The organism is Pseudomonas sp. CC120222-01a (assembly GCF_003097235.1).
GTDB lineage: Bacteria > Pseudomonadota > Gammaproteobacteria > Pseudomonadales > Pseudomonadaceae > Aquipseudomonas.
The window spans coordinates 36,579-50,867 of the sequence record NZ_QEQQ01000016.1; the positions used below are offsets into that span (position 1 = coordinate 36,579).

The 14,289-nt window shown below is 62.8% G+C and carries 16 protein-coding genes; 7 read left to right on the plus strand and 9 right to left on the minus strand.

The genetic code is table 11. The annotated features are described in order from the left end of the window. Positions 1–42 precede the first annotated feature (42 nt). Positions 43–561: an acyloxyacyl hydrolase gene (locus tag N430_RS19605; protein ID WP_110638415.1), complete on the plus strand. Its 519-nt coding sequence runs from the start codon at positions 43–45 to the stop codon at positions 559–561. A 57-nt stretch (positions 562–618) separates the two neighbouring features. Here N430_RS19605 and N430_RS19610 read toward each other — a convergent pair whose 3' ends face one another. The 5 genes from N430_RS19610 to N430_RS19630 all read right to left on the minus strand — a co-directional run bounded on the left by N430_RS19610 (position 619) and on the right by N430_RS19630 (position 5,699). Then, positions 619–1,317: an SDR family oxidoreductase gene (locus N430_RS19610; RefSeq protein ID WP_110638416.1), complete on the minus strand. Its 699-nt coding sequence runs from the start codon at positions 1,315–1,317 to the stop codon at positions 619–621. Beyond that, positions 1,314–2,756, minus strand: coding sequence for a deoxyribodipyrimidine photo-lyase (gene phrB, locus N430_RS19615; RefSeq protein ID WP_110638417.1), 1,443 nt, complete (start codon positions 2,754–2,756; stop codon positions 1,314–1,316). Before phrB ends, N430_RS19610 begins: the two co-directional genes overlap by 4 nt. Beyond that, positions 2,747–3,646 (minus strand): MerR family transcriptional regulator, encoded by a 900-nt coding sequence (locus tag N430_RS19620; protein WP_110638418.1) that lies wholly within the window; start codon positions 3,644–3,646, stop codon positions 2,747–2,749. The genes phrB and N430_RS19620 overlap by 10 nt, the downstream gene beginning before the upstream one ends. Beyond that, entirely contained in the window at positions 3,636–4,604 is a 969-nt protein-coding gene (locus tag N430_RS19625) for a DUF523 and DUF1722 domain-containing protein (protein ID WP_110638419.1), read from the minus strand. Before N430_RS19625 ends, N430_RS19620 begins: the two co-directional genes overlap by 11 nt. Positions 4,605–4,712: 108 nt before the next feature. Then, positions 4,713–5,699 (minus strand): NAD(P)/FAD-dependent oxidoreductase, encoded by a 987-nt coding sequence (locus tag N430_RS19630; RefSeq protein WP_110638420.1) that lies wholly within the window; start codon positions 5,697–5,699, stop codon positions 4,713–4,715. Between the two features lie 187 nt (positions 5,700–5,886). On the opposite strand from N430_RS19630, the gene N430_RS19635 reads away from it, so the two are divergent. Next, positions 5,887–6,792, plus strand: a complete 906-nt coding sequence (locus N430_RS19635) for a TIGR01777 family oxidoreductase (RefSeq protein WP_110638421.1) — start codon at positions 5,887–5,889, stop codon at positions 6,790–6,792. Between the two features lie 13 nt (positions 6,793–6,805). Next, positions 6,806–7,819 (plus strand): ferrochelatase, encoded by a 1,014-nt coding sequence (gene hemH / locus N430_RS19640; protein ID WP_110638422.1) that lies wholly within the window; start codon positions 6,806–6,808, stop codon positions 7,817–7,819. A gap of 59 nt (positions 7,820–7,878) precedes the next feature. Here the strand turns inward: hemH and N430_RS19645 are convergent, their stop codons facing one another. Together N430_RS19645 and upp are read right to left on the minus strand one after the other, a co-directional pair. Next, complete coding sequence (locus N430_RS19645; protein WP_110638423.1) at positions 7,879–9,144, minus strand: uracil-xanthine permease family protein; 1,266 nt, start codon at positions 9,142–9,144, stop codon at positions 7,879–7,881. A gap of 2 nt (positions 9,145–9,146) precedes the next feature. Further along, positions 9,147–9,785 (minus strand): uracil phosphoribosyltransferase, encoded by a 639-nt coding sequence (gene upp, locus N430_RS19650; RefSeq protein ID WP_110638424.1) that lies wholly within the window; start codon positions 9,783–9,785, stop codon positions 9,147–9,149. Positions 9,786–9,945: 160 nt separating this feature from the next. Here upp and N430_RS19655 point away from each other — a divergent pair, with 160 nt between their 5' ends. From N430_RS19655 to N430_RS19670, 4 genes are all read left to right on the plus strand, one after another. Next, positions 9,946–10,503 (plus strand): hypoxanthine-guanine phosphoribosyltransferase, encoded by a 558-nt coding sequence (locus tag N430_RS19655; protein WP_054887476.1) that lies wholly within the window; start codon positions 9,946–9,948, stop codon positions 10,501–10,503. Positions 10,504–10,505: 2 nt separating this feature from the next. After that, on the plus strand, positions 10,506–10,979 hold the full coding sequence (locus tag N430_RS19660) for a WbuC family cupin fold metalloprotein (RefSeq protein ID WP_110638425.1): 474 nt from the start codon (positions 10,506–10,508) through the stop codon (positions 10,977–10,979). A 52-nt stretch (positions 10,980–11,031) separates the two neighbouring features. Next, the gene (locus N430_RS19665; RefSeq protein WP_110638426.1) at positions 11,032–11,502 is read left to right on the plus strand and encodes a hypothetical protein; all 471 of its coding nucleotides are present in this window, start codon (positions 11,032–11,034) and stop codon (positions 11,500–11,502) included. A gap of 67 nt (positions 11,503–11,569) precedes the next feature. Further along, entirely contained in the window at positions 11,570–11,860 is a 291-nt protein-coding gene (locus N430_RS19670; protein ID WP_027918322.1) for a PA4642 family protein, read from the plus strand. A gap of 57 nt (positions 11,861–11,917) precedes the next feature. On the opposite strand, the gene mqo is transcribed toward N430_RS19670, so the two are convergent. Next, complete coding sequence (gene mqo, locus N430_RS19675) at positions 11,918–13,423, minus strand: malate dehydrogenase (quinone) (protein ID WP_110638427.1); 1,506 nt, start codon at positions 13,421–13,423, stop codon at positions 11,918–11,920. 604 nt (positions 13,424–14,027) lie between these two features. Next, a complete protein-coding gene (locus tag N430_RS19680; protein WP_110638428.1) occupies positions 14,028–14,261 on the minus strand; it encodes a hypothetical protein in 234 nt (77 codons plus the stop codon). Positions 14,262–14,289 lie beyond the last annotated feature (28 nt).

Here is a 14,289-nt window from a genome sequence, read left to right on the forward strand (position 1 = left end):
AGGCGAACACTAATAACAGCATCAGGAATAAGGAAGTTTCCCATGAAGAAACGGCTTGGTTTGGCGGCGGTTGCCGCTTTTACCTTGGGGCAAGTGATGGCAGCGCAAGCGGCCGATGTTTCGTTTTCGGTGGGGCAGACCGGTGACTCCACCATGGTGTACCGGCTGGGCCTGCAATCCAACTGGGATGCGAGCTGGTGGCAGAGCAGCGTCGGGCGGCTGACAGGCTATTGGGACGGCGCCTACACCTACTGGGAGGGCGACGAGACGTCGAGCAACCACAGCCTGTCGTTCGCGCCAGTGTTCGTCTATGAGTTCGCCGGCAATTCGGTGAAGCCCTATATCGAAGCGGGGATTGGTGTGGCGGCGTTTGCCCACACCGAGGTCGAGAGCAACAAGCTAGGCTCGGCTTTCCAGTTCGAAGACAGGATTGGTTTCGGGCTGCGTTTTGCCGGTGGTCATGAGGTCGGGGTGAGGGCGATCCACTATTCCAATGCGGGGATCCAGACCCCTAATGGCGGTGTCGAGAGTTACAGCCTGCATTATCGCATGGCCCTCTGAGCATTCCTGTGCCGACCTCTTCGCGCTGAACCGCCGCGAAGAGGCCAAGCCTGAACATCAGCGGGATAACGGCCACAGGCTGCTGATATCCAGCACCTCCAGCACCAACTCCGGTTCGCGCAACGCCAAGCGAGTGATCAGTTCATCCGCCGCACCCTGCGGCGTCCAGGCATTCGGTACCGCCTGCACGGAAGTCACCGGCGTCTTCAGCGACTGGGGTGCCACTACGGTCAGATCAATCCCTTGATCCTTCAATACCTGGCGCTGCTCACGCGACCACTGCGGCACATTGTTCCAGCCCGCCGAAACCTGGGTCGGTGAGTAAAGCTGCAGGGCCGAATAGCGGTTGAAAATCGCCATGACCTGCGGCTGATACCCCTTCGCCAGCAAGGGTAGCGCGCTGGCCAGGCAATGCTCGCTAGCCAGTTGGTTGTCAGTGACGATGGCCTCGAACACATCACTGTCAGCCACGTCATCGGCCAGGTAGTCACTGGTCCCGGCGTTGATGATCAGGCCGTCCAGCGAGCACCAGGCATGGCATATCTGCTCAGCTGCACTGGCGGCCTTGCCTTCTTCATGCAATTGCCAAGGCAGGCGCAACAGCCGGCTGCCATGGCGCACGGCCAGAGTCTCCAGCGCCTCGCTTGCTTTGCCACTTGCGCCAACCCGGTGCCCTTGCTCGAGCAGCCGCTCCACCAGGGCCAGACCCAGCCCGTTGCTGGCCCCGGTAACCCAGAAACTACGCGAGTTATTCAAGATGCTGTCCTCTGATTCTGCCGGCGTGGTAGGCCCTTGAAGGCTTCCAGTGCACGCTGGCGACTGCTGCCGAGATCGACAATCGGACTGTGATAGGAATTATTAGCAAAAAGATCTGCAGACTTCACGGGTTGGTGGATGGATTTTTCATCCAGACCCCGCAATTCGGGTAGCCAGTGGCGGATGAAGCGACCTTCGGGGTCGAACCGCTGCGATTGGGAAACCGGGTTGAAGATACGGAAATAGGGCACTGCATCGGTGCCAGTGGAAGCGCTCCACTGCCAGCCACCGTTGTTGGCGGCCAGATCACCGTCTATCAGATGGCGCATGAAATGGCGTTCGCCCAGGCGCCAGTCGATCAGCAGGTTCTTGCTGAGGAACATGGCAACGATCATGCGCAGGCGGTTGTGCATCCAGCCGGTGTGCAGCAGCTGACGCATGGCTGCGTCAATGATCGGGAAGCCGGTACGCCCCTCCTGCCAGGCCTGGAAATCGTCTGGCGCATCGCGCCAGGGCAGGGCTTCGGTCTGGGCGCGGAAGGCACGATGCCTGGAGACCTGTGGGTAACCCGTCAGGATGTGCTTGTAGAACTCACGCCAGAGCAGCTCGTTGATCCACGTCTGGATGCCGCGGCTGCCACTGTCGAACTCGCCGCGGTTGCTGGCGAGGGCGGCATGCAGGCATTGGCGGGGCGAGATCACGCCTGCGGCCAGGTAGGCCGAAAGCTGGCTGGTGCCAGGTTTGGCCGGAAGGTCGCGCAGGTGCTCGTAGTCCTCGACCGTTTCATCGATAAATCGGGCCAGCCGGGCCTGTGCTTCGTCTTCACCGGCGGGCCAGTGATCGCTCAGTGCGCGGGCAGGTTTGTCGAAGCCATCGATATGTTGCGGGATCGGGTCACTGGCGATATCCAGCGGCTGCTGGCGTTTCACCCGCCGGGCCAGTGACGGCACGCTGCGGTTCAGGTGTTCGAGGCAGACCTTCTTGAACTGGGAGAAAACCTGAAAGTAGTCGCCGCTGCGGGTCAGGATGGTGCCCGGGCGGAAGAACAACTGGTCGAGGTAGCTGTGGGCGCGCACGCCGGAATCTTCCAGCAGCTTGCGCGTGGCGGCATCACGGCGTTCTTCGTTGATGCCGTATTCATCGTTCCAGTGCACCGCCTTGATGTTGTGCTGGCGGCACACTTCGAGCAGGGTGGCCGGTGCCTGGTCCCAGGTGTCGATCTTGCGTACCAGCAGCGGGATGTTCAGTTGCTCCAGCAACTGCCGGAGCTGGCGCAGGTTGCGCAGCCAGAAGTCGACCTTGCAGGCAGCGTCGTCGTGGGCTTGCCATTGGCCGGGGCTGGCCAGCCACAAGGCCACGGTCGGGCCACGCTCGCAGGCGACACTGAGGGCGGAGTTGTCATCGATGCGCAGGTCGCTGCGCAGCCAGATCAGTTGCATGGGGGGCTCGTCTCTACAGGCCGGCGGACATTGCCTTGCAGCACACGCAATGCCGCCTGCGGGGTATCGAACAGGAAAAGGTCGGGCAGATCGAAGGCGTGCAGCTGGGCCTGGTGCAGGGCCAGGGTGGCGCCGCCCAGCAGCTTGGTCCCGGCGATGCCCCGCAACGTGCGCAGCAAGGCGCTGGCATCGATACGTGGGCCCAAATGCATCAGGATTGCCCGAGGTTGCAGGGTGACCACGGCGCGTTGCAGCTGCGCGCCACCCACCGGTTGCTCGAAGACCTCTACGGGAATGCCGTTGCTGCTCAGCAGCCAGGCGCATAGCCACAGGCTGGGGTCGAACGGGCGCTCGCTGTCTTCGCATAGCAGCACGGCTGGCCCTTGCAACGATTGATTGTCGTGGTACACCCGTGCCCCTAGCTTGCTGCGCAGCCAGGTGTGGAAAAACACCTGCTCAAGGCGCGCGTTGAAGTGGCTGCGCCAGCGCACGGCGAGGGATTCCAGCAGCGGCAGCAGTAACTGCTCACACAGCGTCACGGCGGGGTACAAGGCCATGACCTGGTTCAGTTGCTGGTCGAGGCTGCGTTGGGAAAGGTGCGCGACGGCTTCGATCAACTGTTGCTGGCGCGGCTGCCAGTCGCCCACCGGCGCCCGCTCTACCGGCTGCTCGAGCAGCTCGCGAACCTGGCCGACCGACGCTCCGCGTTCAAGCCAGGCGAGAATCGCCTGCACCCGCTCGAACTGGTCTTGCCCATACAAGCGGTGTCCCTTGGCGGTACGTTGTGGCTTGAGCAGGCCATAGCGGCGTTCCCAGGCGCGCAAGGTGACTGGGTTGACGCCCGTGCGCCGGGCCAGTTCGCCAATCGGCACGAGGGTTTCAGACAGCATTGCGCAGGCCCAGGCTGTCGGGGTGTGGCTGCAAGTAAGTCTGTTGCTGCAGGTACGGATCAGGATGCTTGCGCAGATGATGCTTGAGCAGGGTCAGTGGTACCACCAGCGGCACCTCGCCATGCTGGTACTGGCCGATGATGTGCTGCAATTCGGCTTTGTCCTGCTGTGTCAGCGAGTCCTTGAAGTAGCCACTCAGGTGCTGCAGGACATTGCAGTGGGTGCCCCGGCTGGCGCAACGGCGCAGAGCCTGCATCAGCTGGCTGAAATAGCGGGGCCCGACCTGCTCGGGGTCATCCTCCCGGCTCATGCTGCCTAGCAGGCGGCCAAGCTGGCGATAGGCCTGGGGGTTGTTCGCCATCAGCAGGTACTTGTAGCGAGAGTGGAAGCGCACCAGTGCGCCACGGCTCAAGCCTTGCCCTAGCAATTGTTGCCAGTCGGCATAGGCATAGACGCGGCTGATGAAATTTTCGCGCAGCACCGGATCGTGCAGGCGGCCCTCCTCCTCGACCGGCAGGTCGGGGCGACGGGCGCAGAAGGCGGCGGCATAAGCACCCGTGCCGCCTTGTGGCGCAGGGTGGCCATTGTCCTGATAGACCTTTACCCGCTCCAGGCCGCAGGAGGGGGATTTCTGCATGAAGATGTAGCCACAGATGTCATCGAGCTCATCGGCCATCTGCTCGCCATAGTTGCGCAGTGGGCCGGTCAGGTCCGTCCCTGGGTTGCGTGTGCCGACCACGGTGGGTTGCTCAGGGTCACCGACCAGGCGGATCGGGTCACGTGGCACGCTCAGGCCGATGGCGACCTCAGGGCACACCGGTAACCAGTCGAAATGCGCTTGCAGTTGTTCACGGCACAGGTCTGAAGCCTTGTGCCCGCCGTTATAGCGCACGCTATGGCCGATCAGGCAGGCACTGATGGCGATACGGGGCCTGTGTGCGGGGGCGGTTTCGTGCATGGCTGTCTCCGGGAAACTTGTACATGGAAGCAAGCGCGTACAAGTTCATTCCAGCACAGCCAGAAACTTATGCAAACTAGTATTTTTGTATAGCTTTGCCGAATGCTGTTATTCGAGATGTTCCAGCAGCCGTCGCGCGGCTTCCTGGCCACTGAGCCAGGCACCTTCGACGCGTCCCGACAGGCACCAGTCGCCGCAGGCATACAGGCCTTGGTCGGCATCGGCCAGTGCGCCCCATTCGTGATTGCTGGTCGGTCGCGCATAGAGCCAGCGGTGGGCCAGGGCGAAGCTCGGCGCCGGTACCACGCAGCCGACCAGTTCGGCGAATTCACCCCACAAATGTTCGATCACTTCTTCCTTGGCCAGGTCGATGTGCTGCTTGCTCCAGTCGGAGGTAGCGTGCAGCACCCAAGTATCGAGGTGCTCTTCGCGGCCGGGCTTGCTGCGGTTGCGGGCCAGCCAGTCGAGCGCGCTGTCCTGCACGAAGCAGCCTTGCATCGGCGTATCCAGCGGTGTCTGGAACGCCAGGGCGACTGCCCAGGTCGGCTCCATCTGCACACCGGCCGCCACGGCAGCGAGCTTGGGGGTGGCGGCCAGCAACTGGGTAGCCTGGGGCGCAGGCACGGCGATCACCACGCGGCTGAACGGGCCATGGCTGCAACCTTCGGTGTCCTGCAGGTGCCAGAATTGCTTGCCGCGGAACACCTCGGCGATACGGCAGCCGAAGTTCACCGTGACGTCCTTGAGCAGGCCGCGGGTGATGGCGCTCATGCGGGGCACGCCGACCCAGCGGGTCTGTTCGTCGGGGGAAGGGGTAAGTTCGCCATCGCGGTAGTTGTACAGCTGAGGCTTCCACTGCTCGGCCCAGCCGGCGGCGACCCACTGCTGCACTTGTTCGACGAAGCGCCGGTCGCGGGCAGTGAAGTACTGCGCGCCAAGGTCGAGTGCGCCGGCCTCGCTGCGCTTGCTGGCCATGCGCCCACCACTGCCGTGGCCTTTGTCGAACAAGTGGACGGACTGCCCGGCCTTTTGTAGCGCCTGGGCGGCGGAAAGGCCGGCGATACCGGCACCGATGATGGCAATAGGTACTGTCATGATGGCCTCTTCGAACCTGGCTGTAGGCAGACTACGCTGTCAGGCAAACCTGTACAATGCAAAATCTTTGTATAAGGTTATTCCGCTTCATAGGCAGGTTGGCCTATGGTTATCCGATAGCGATGGGTCTGGAAAAGTGCCTTGTTCTTAAAAATAGACCATGGCCGCACGCTGCGAGGACACAGCCATGCATATATTGCTGACAGGTGGTACCGGGTTGATCGGCCAGCACCTTTGCCAGTACTGGCTCGGCAAGGGGCATCGCCTGACCGTGTGGAGCCGACGCCCTGAACAGGTGCCGCGATTGTGTGGCAGCGGCGTGCGCGGCATTGGCCGTCTGGAAGACCTGGGCGCCGATGAGCAGGTGGACGCGGTGGTCAATCTGGCCGGTGCGCCGATCGCCGATCGGCCCTGGTCGGCCGCGCGCCGCACCCTGTTGTGGGCCAGCCGCATCACCCTCACCGAGCAACTGCTGGCCTGGCTGGGCAGCCGAGAACAACGCCCAGAGGTGTTGATTTCCGGTTCCGCCGTGGGCTGGTACGGCGATGGTGGTGAGCGCGAACTGACCGAAGCCTCGCCGCCAGTGCGTGAAGATTTCGCCAGCCAGCTGTGCATCGCCTGGGAAGAAACCGCCCAGCGCGCTCAGCAGCTCGGTATCCGCGTGGTCCTGGTGCGCACCGGGCTGGTCCTGGCCAGTGACGGCGGCTTCCTGTCGCGCCTGCGCCTGCCGTTCAAGCTGGGGCTGGGTGGGCCCTTGGGTGATGGCCGGCAGTGGATGCCGTGGGTGCATATCGATGACCAGATCGCCCTGATTGATTTTCTGTTGCAGCACAAGGATGCCAGTGGTCCTTATAATGCCTGCGCGCCAGAGCCGGTACGCAACCGCGATTTCGCCAAGGCGCTGGGGCGTGCGCTGCATCGGCCAGCGTTCATGCCGATGCCCGCGCTACTGCTCAAGGCCGGCCTTGGCGAGCTGTCGACCTTGCTGCTTGGCGGCCAGCGAGCGCGCCCGGTGCGTTTGCTGGCGGCAGGCTTCACCTTCCGCTTCAACGATCTGCAATCGGCCCTGGGCAACCTGTCCAGCCGCCTCTGACATAGGACGCTGCATGACCGATCACGCTCTGCTGCTGGTCAACCTGGGCTCCCCGGCCTCCACCTCGGTGGCCGATGTGCGCCGCTACCTCAACCAGTTCCTCATGGACCCCTACGTGATCGACCTGCCCTGGCCGGTGCGGCGCCTGCTGGTGTCGCTGATCCTGGTCAAGCGCCCGGAGCAGTCGGCCCACGCCTATGCCTCGATCTGGTGGGATGAAGGCTCGCCCCTGGTAGTCCTGACCCGGCGCCTGCAAGCGGCGATGGTTGAGCACTGGCCACACGGGCCGGTGGAAGTCGCCATGCGCTACGGCGAGCCGGCGTTGCCCGAGGTGCTGGCGCGTCTGGCTGCACAAGGTGTGCGCAAGGTGACCCTGGCGCCGCTTTATCCGCAGTTTGCCGACAGTACGGTGACCACGGTGGTGGCGCAGGCGCAACAGACCGTCGCCGAGCGCCACTTGCCGCTGCAACTGCGGGTGCTGCAACCGTTCTACGATCACCCTGAGTACATCGATGCCCTGGTCGCCAGCGCAAGGCCGTATCTGCAGCAGGATTACGATCACCTGCTGCTGAGCTTCCACGGCCTGCCGGAGCGCCACCTGAAAAAGCTCGACCCGACCGGCACGCATGACCTCCAGGCAGCAGACTGCTGCAAGGATGCCAGCGCCGAGATGCGCGCAGTGTGCTATCGCGGGCAATGCCTGGCGACGGCCAAGGCCTTCGCGACGAAGATGGGCATCCCCGATGGCAAATGGTCGGTGTCGTTCCAGTCGCGGTTGGGGCGGGCCAAATGGATCGAGCCCTATACCGAGACGCGCCTGGATGAGCTGGCCAGGGCCGGGGTGAAGAAACTGCTGGTGATGTGCCCGGCGTTCGTCGCCGATTGCATCGAGACGCTGGAAGAGATCGGCATGCGGGGCAGCGAGCAGTTTGTCGAGGCGGGCGGCAAGGAGTTGGTGCTGGTGCCGTGCCTGAATGATCACCCGGAGTGGGTGAGGGTGTTGGCGGCGATGTGCGAAAAGGTCTGAATTGAGGGGGCCGCCATGCGGCCCCTTCCGGCCGGTCCGGCGCCCCGGCAAGAACGCTCCTACACATCCAGCTTCTTGTGCTTCCAGCCGTCATTGCCTGGCAGGATCAGGTTCAGGGCAATGGCTACGATGGCGCACAGGGCAATACCCTTCAGGCCCCAATCGTCCGGGCCGTCGCCGCTGCCGACCAGCACGCCGCCGATACCGAACACCAGGGTCACCGAAACGATCACCAGGTTGCGCGCTTCGGCCAGGTCGATCTTGTGGCGGATCATGGTGTTCATGCCCACCGCCGCGATCGAGCCGAACAGCAGGCACAGAATACCGCCCATCACCGGTACCGGGATGCTCTGCAGCAGCGCGCCGAACTTGCCGATGAAGGCCAGGGTGATGGCAAAGACTGCCGCCCAGGTCATGATCTTTGGGTTGTAGTTCTTGGTCAGCATCACCGCGCCGGTCACTTCGGCGTAGGTGGTGTTGGGCGGGCCACCGAACAGGCCGGCTGCGGTGGTGGCCAGGCCGTCACCCAGCAGGGTGCGGTGCAGGCCGGGCTTCTTCAGGTAGTCGCGGCCGGTCACGCTGCCCACTGCAATCACCCCACCGATGTGCTCGATCGCTGGCGCCAGGGCGACCGGGACGATGAACAGAATCGCCTGCCAGTTGAAGGCTGGCGCGGTGAAGTTGGGGATTTCCAGCCACGGGGCGGCGGCGATCTTGGCGGTGTCGACCACGCCAAAGGCGAACGCCAGGGCAAAGCCCACCAGCACACCGGCAATGATCGGTACCAGGCGGAAGATGCCCTTGCCGAACACCGCGACGATCAGGGTAGTCAGCAGCGCTGGCATGGAGATCAGCATGGCGGTCTTGTATGGCATCAGCACGCTGCCATCACCGGCCTTGCCCATCGCCATGTTGGCGGCGATCGGTGCCATGGCCAGGCCGATCGAAATGATCACCGGGCCGATGACGACCGGCGGCAGCATGCGGTCGATGAAACCGGTGCCTTTGATCTTCACCATCAGGCCCATGAAGGTGTACACGAAGCCTGCGGCCATCACGCCGCCCATGGTCTCAGCCAGGCCGAACTGGCCCTTGGCGAGGATGATCGGGGTGATGAAGGCAAAGCTCGATGCCAGGAACACCGGTACCTGGCGGCCGGTGACCAGCTGGAACAGCAGGGTGCCGATGCCGGCGGTGAACAGCGCCACGTTCGGGTCGAGGCCGGTGATCAGCGGCATCAGCACCAGCGCGCCGAATGCCACGAAGAGCATCTGCGCGCCCGAGACGACCTGGCGCCAGAGCGGGTCGTTGAAGCCGTCCTGCATGGTCAGGCGTCCTTCTGCTTGGTGCCGAAGATCTTGTCACCGGCATCGCCCAGGCCTGGGACGATGTAACCATGCTCGTTCAGGCGCTGGTCGATCGAAGCGGTGTAGATCTGTACGTCCGGGTGGGCTTTCTCCACCACGGCGATGCCCTCTGGCGCGGCGACCAGCACCATGGCACGGATCTCCTTGCAACCGGCTTTTTTCAGCAGGTCGATGGTGGCAACCATCGAGCCGCCGGTGGCGAGCATCGGGTCGATGATCAGGGCCAGGCGCTGGTTGATGTCCGGCGCCAGTTTCTCCAGGTAGGTGTGCGCTTCGAGGGTTTCCTCGTTGCGGGCAACGCCGACGGCGCTGACCTTGGCGCCCGGGATCAGGCTGAGCACGCCGTCGAGCATGCCGATACCGGCGCGCAGGATCGGCACCACGGTGATCTTCTTGCCGGCGATTTTTTCAACTTGCACCTTGCCGCACCAGCCGTCGATCTCGTAGGTTTCGAGGGGCAGGTCCTGGGTGGCTTCGTAGGTCAGTAGCGCGCCGACTTCCTGGGCGAGTTCGCGAAAATTCTTGGTGCTGATGTCGGCACGGCGCATCAGGCCGAGCTTGTGGCGGATCAGCGGATGGCGGATCTCACGAGTAGGCATAGGGGGCTCCGAAAGGCGGGCAAAAAAACCGCGCTAGATTAATCTATTCAGCCTTTGCTGTCGTGCAGTCCTTTTGCACGTTAGTCCATAAATGCTTGATCTGTGACGAGCGGATGCGTACCTTTGCCCGCTTTTCCAAAATGCCCCCCTGGAGAGCGCCATGTCCGCCGATCTCGAGCACATCCGTCAAGTCATGCGCGAGGCAGACTGCCTGTACAACGAAGCCGAAGTCGAAGCGGCCATCGCCAAGGTCGGCGAGCAGATCTGCAAGGACCTGCACGACACCAACCCCGTGGTGTTCTGCGTGATGAACGGCGGCCTGATCTTCGCTGGCAAACTGCTGACCCACCTGCAGTTCCCGCTGGAGGTCTCGTACATCCATGCCACCCGTTACCGCAACCAGACCAGTGGTGGCGAGTTGTTCTGGAAGGCCAAGCCGGAAGTATCGTTCATTGATCGCGACGTGCTGATCGTCGATGACATCCTCGACGAAGGCCACACCCTCAGCGCCATCATCGAGTTCTGCAAGCATGCCGGTGCGCGCGCCGTGCACACCGCCGTGCTGATCGACAAGGACCACGACCGCAAGGCCAGCCCAGGCCTGAAGGCCAGCTATGCCGGCCTGCCGTGCATTGATCGCTATATCTTTGGTTACGGAATGGACTATAAAGGCTACTGGCGTAACGCAAACGGCATTTTCGCTGTCAAGGGACTGTAACCATGAGTCAGCCTGCATTCATCGATCAAACATTGTTCAGCGGGCTGGCGCAAAAAGCTGCCGATGCACCGCGTCAGCGGCACCATCACAACTTTCATGACATGGAAGACCCTTGCCATCGCCTGGCGATCGGCTTGCAACCTTCCACTTACATCGCTCCGCACCGGCACTTGAGCGACGACAAGGCCGAAGCCTTGCTGGCGCTCAAAGGCCGCATTGGCCTGTTGCTGTTCGATGAGCAGGGTGCGCTGACCAGTACGCGTGTCCTCGAAGCGGGCGGCGAGTGCATGGGCGTGGACCTGCCGCCGGGTGTCTACCATGGCCTGGTGGCGCTTGAGGCCAATACCATCATGTTCGAGTGCAAGGCCGGCCCTTACCGCCAGCTGGTCGAGGGTGAGCATGCACCTTGGGCGCCACGTGAAGGTGAGCCCGGCGTCGCTGAGTACCAGGCCTGGATGCTCGCGCAGTTCGATTGAGGTCTGCCGTTGCCTGCGTGCTAGAGTGCTCCTTCATGCCAAGGAGCCTCACATGCGTGCGATTCTTCCCCTGCTGCTGGCGGTGAGCCTGCCTCTCGCCGCCGCACCGCTGCACAGTCAGTTCCTCCCGCCCGATGACCAGTCCCTGCGCCAGGAAGCGCCGACCGGCCAGCAGTTGCTGCAAGTGACCGACTACTCGGTGGTGGTGGGTGCCCAGCGCCAGTCCGACCAGCAGCCGATCCCGATCACCGCCTCGTTGCAGATGCGCCTGAAGGGCAAGCCGCTGAGCAAGGGTGCAACGATCAGCCAGGTGCTGCTGAATTTCGACGGTGAGGCCGGCAAAAGCCTCAAGAAGCCGGTGTACGACGACAAGACCCGCACCCTGAGCCTCAATTACCCCGTCAGTGACTACCGGGTGATCATGGACCTGCTGCGCAACGAAACGGTCTATGTGCAGTTCCTGACCTATGCCAACGGCCACATCTGGGCCGACCTGCATACCGGCACCGTACGTTCGCGTTGAGGCGCGCCGCCTGTGGGGGGTAAACTGCCGGCCTTCGAAATTCCATGATGGTCAGTTGGAGCCGGCAATGCGCAAAGACAAGAAGCAGGTGATTGGTGACGAAATCAGCGACGACTACATCAAGTCGTTCCTACAGTTTGAGCCGGCCGATGGCGTGACCTCGCCTTCGCACCACAAGCTGATCAAAGGCTACCGCGGCCTGCGTGTCGATGACTTCGAGCGCTTCGTGGGCTTCTTCGTCGAGGCTGGCCTGGATCTGGATGGCAAGGACGAGCACGGCAAGACCTTCGTTGAAGTGATCGCCGACCAGCGCAACGCGCCGGAGTACGTCGAGATCATCGCCAAGGCCCGCGGCTGATAGAGATATCAGGCACAAAAAAACGCCCCGAGGGGCGTTTTTTCGTTTCAGGCCGGCTTAGGCGTAATGCTTGGCCGGGCTGTCTTCCACCAGTTCCAGCGCCACATCGTTGTCGGCGCTGATCTTGCGGTACAGCGCGGCATCGGTGGCCAGGGCTTTCTCGCGAGCCGGGAAGATTTCCTTGAGCTTGGCAGCCCAGGCACCTTTGGCCTGCTCGGGGAAGCAGCGCTCGATCAGCTCGAGCATGATCGAGACGGTTACCGAAGCGCCTGGCGAGGCGCCGAGCAGTGCAGCCAGGCTGCCGTCCTGTGCCGAGACCAGCTCGGTACCGAATTGCAGGATGCCGCCTTTCTTCGGGTCCTTCTTGATGATCTGCACGCGCTGGCCGGCCACTTCCAGGCGCCAGTCCTCTGCTTTGGCCTCTGGGTAGAAGCGGCGCAGGGATTCCAGGCGCTGTTCCATCGACTGCATCACTTCGCTGACCAGGTACTTGGTCAGGTCCATGTTGTCGCGGGCCACGGCCAGCATCGGGCCGATGTTGCCCATGCGCACCGACAGCGGCAGGTCCATCAGCGAGCCGTGCTTGAGGAACTTGGTGGTGAAGCCGGCGTAAGGGCCGAACAGCAGCGAAGTCTTGCCGTCCACCACGCGGGTGTCCAGGTGTGGCACCGACATCGGCGGAGCGCCGACCGCAGCCTGGCTGTACACCTTGGCCTGGTGCTGCTTGACGATTTCCGGGTTGTCGCAACGCAGCCACTGGCCGCTGACCGGGAAGCCGCCGAAGCCTTTGCTTTCCGGGATGCCGGACAGTTGCAGCAGCGGCAGGGCCGCGCCGCCAGCGCCGAGGAACACGAAGCGGGCATCGACTTCACGGGAGCCGCCGCTGTTGACGTCCTTGATGCTCACGGTCCAGCCGTTGCCGTTGCGGCGCAGGCCGACGACTTTCTTGCTGTACTTGACCTGCGCATCCGGGGTGTCGCCCAGCACCTTGAGCAGCTTGTTGGTCAATGCCCCGAAGTTGACGTCGGTGCCTTTGGCCACACGGGTAGCGGCGATGTGCTGGTCGGCCGGGCGGCCTGGCATCATCAGCGGCATCCACTCGTTCATCACGCCCTTGTCTTCGGTGTACTCCATCTCGGCGAAGGCGTGATGCTGCTTGAGCATCTCGAAACGCTTCTTGAGGAAGGACACACCCTTGTCACCTTCGACGTAGCTCAGGTGCGGGACCGGGTTGATGAATGCACGTGCCGAGCCGAAGGTGTTCTTCTTGCTCAGGTAAGCCCAGAACTGGCGCGAGACCTCGAACTGGGTGTTGATGTGCACGGCCTTCTTGATGTCGATGCTGCCATCGGCGGCCTGGGGCGTGTAGTTCAGCTCGCACAGGCCGGCGTGGCCGGTGCCTGCGTTGTTCCAGGGGTTGGAGCTTTCCGCGGCTCCGGAGTCCATTGCCTCGACGACCTCAAGCTTCAGGGTCGGGTCAAGCTCCTTGAGCAGTACGGCCAGGGTGGCACTCATGATGCCCGCGCCTACCAGTACCACATCAACCGATTCGTTCTGCGCCATTTAACGCGTCTCCACAATCTACAGCTACCTAATTGACAGCATAGGACCACTGGGGTTGCCAGGATCGCCATGTCCGACTCTTCGCAGTTCTTGCCACTTCCGCGGACACCGCCAATCAGTCTTTGGGTTGCGATATTGAACCCTGAATGCCACGGGTGCGGCAATTCGACTTATGGTCAAGGTGTCGTGCGTGCGCTATGGAACGACCTCAGGCACTCATCCAGGATGAGCACATTGGCCGCCTGTTCAGGGCTGTTCGGGACACATCTGCCGCTTTTGCACATGCCAGACTGTTCATTTGCTCGCCACACTCTTGTGAAGTAGTGAAAACCGTTTTTTCACGCTCTTTTGGAGACGTGAACCTCAAAAGGGGACTGCGCGATGGCAACCCGCAGGTTCATGCAGTGTGAAGGGCCGGAAAAGCAGGCACGACAGCCGATGCAAGACCTGAGTGGAAGGCTCTCTGTGGGCGAAGCGGGTGAAGGTGCCGGGGTCAATCGGCAAATGCGGGGCCCGATCAGGAGACGTCCTTATAATCGGGGGGAGATTATAACGATGTCGCGGGCAGAAAGGTCGTAATTCGTGGTTTTTATTGCAGCGTTTGTCAGGCCGCGAGGATGCGCTGGTGCCAGCGGCGGCTTGCGCGGGCGCAAACCCGGGCTTCGGCGGGCAGCTCGCGGCCCAGCCAGGCGAGCTGGATTTCGCCGACCTGCACCCATCCGCTACCGCTTGGCGCCTGGCTGCATTGCTTGAAAGCCAGGCATTTGCCTTCGCCGTCGAGGCGGGCATAGGCATTGTGGCGCGGGCGTTGGCAGAGCAGTGTCCAGAGCGAGGCCATGGCGGTACGTCCTGTGCGTTTGGGCTTG

Excerpts from the sequence above, each read along its gene's own strand:
- N430_RS19605 (WP_110638415.1), top strand. The coding sequence starts at position 43 with ATGAAGAAACGGCTTGGTTTGGCGGCGGTTGCCGCTTTTACCTTGGGG.
- phrB (WP_110638417.1), bottom strand. The coding sequence starts at position 2,756 with ATGCAACTGATCTGGCTGCGCAGCGACCTGCGCATCGATGACAACTCC.
- N430_RS19620 (WP_110638418.1), bottom strand. The coding sequence starts at position 3,646 with ATGCTGTCTGAAACCCTCGTGCCGATTGGCGAACTGGCCCGGCGCACG.
- N430_RS19625 (WP_110638419.1), bottom strand. The coding sequence starts at position 4,604 with ATGCACGAAACCGCCCCCGCACACAGGCCCCGTATCGCCATCAGTGCC.
- N430_RS19630 (WP_110638420.1), bottom strand. The coding sequence starts at position 5,699 with ATGACAGTACCTATTGCCATCATCGGTGCCGGTATCGCCGGCCTTTCC.
- N430_RS19635 (WP_110638421.1), top strand. The coding sequence starts at position 5,887 with ATGCATATATTGCTGACAGGTGGTACCGGGTTGATCGGCCAGCACCTT.
- hemH (WP_110638422.1), top strand. The coding sequence starts at position 6,806 with ATGACCGATCACGCTCTGCTGCTGGTCAACCTGGGCTCCCCGGCCTCC.
- N430_RS19645 (WP_110638423.1), bottom strand. The coding sequence starts at position 9,144 with ATGCAGGACGGCTTCAACGACCCGCTCTGGCGCCAGGTCGTCTCGGGC.
- upp (WP_110638424.1), bottom strand. The coding sequence starts at position 9,785 with ATGCCTACTCGTGAGATCCGCCATCCGCTGATCCGCCACAAGCTCGGC.
- N430_RS19655 (WP_054887476.1), top strand. The coding sequence starts at position 9,946 with ATGTCCGCCGATCTCGAGCACATCCGTCAAGTCATGCGCGAGGCAGAC.
- N430_RS19660 (WP_110638425.1), top strand. The coding sequence starts at position 10,506 with ATGAGTCAGCCTGCATTCATCGATCAAACATTGTTCAGCGGGCTGGCG.
- N430_RS19665 (WP_110638426.1), top strand. The coding sequence starts at position 11,032 with ATGCGTGCGATTCTTCCCCTGCTGCTGGCGGTGAGCCTGCCTCTCGCC.
- N430_RS19670 (WP_027918322.1), top strand. The coding sequence starts at position 11,570 with ATGCGCAAAGACAAGAAGCAGGTGATTGGTGACGAAATCAGCGACGAC.
- mqo (WP_110638427.1), bottom strand. The coding sequence starts at position 13,423 with ATGGCGCAGAACGAATCGGTTGATGTGGTACTGGTAGGCGCGGGCATC.
- N430_RS19680 (WP_110638428.1), bottom strand. The coding sequence starts at position 14,261 with ATGGCCTCGCTCTGGACACTGCTCTGCCAACGCCCGCGCCACAATGCC.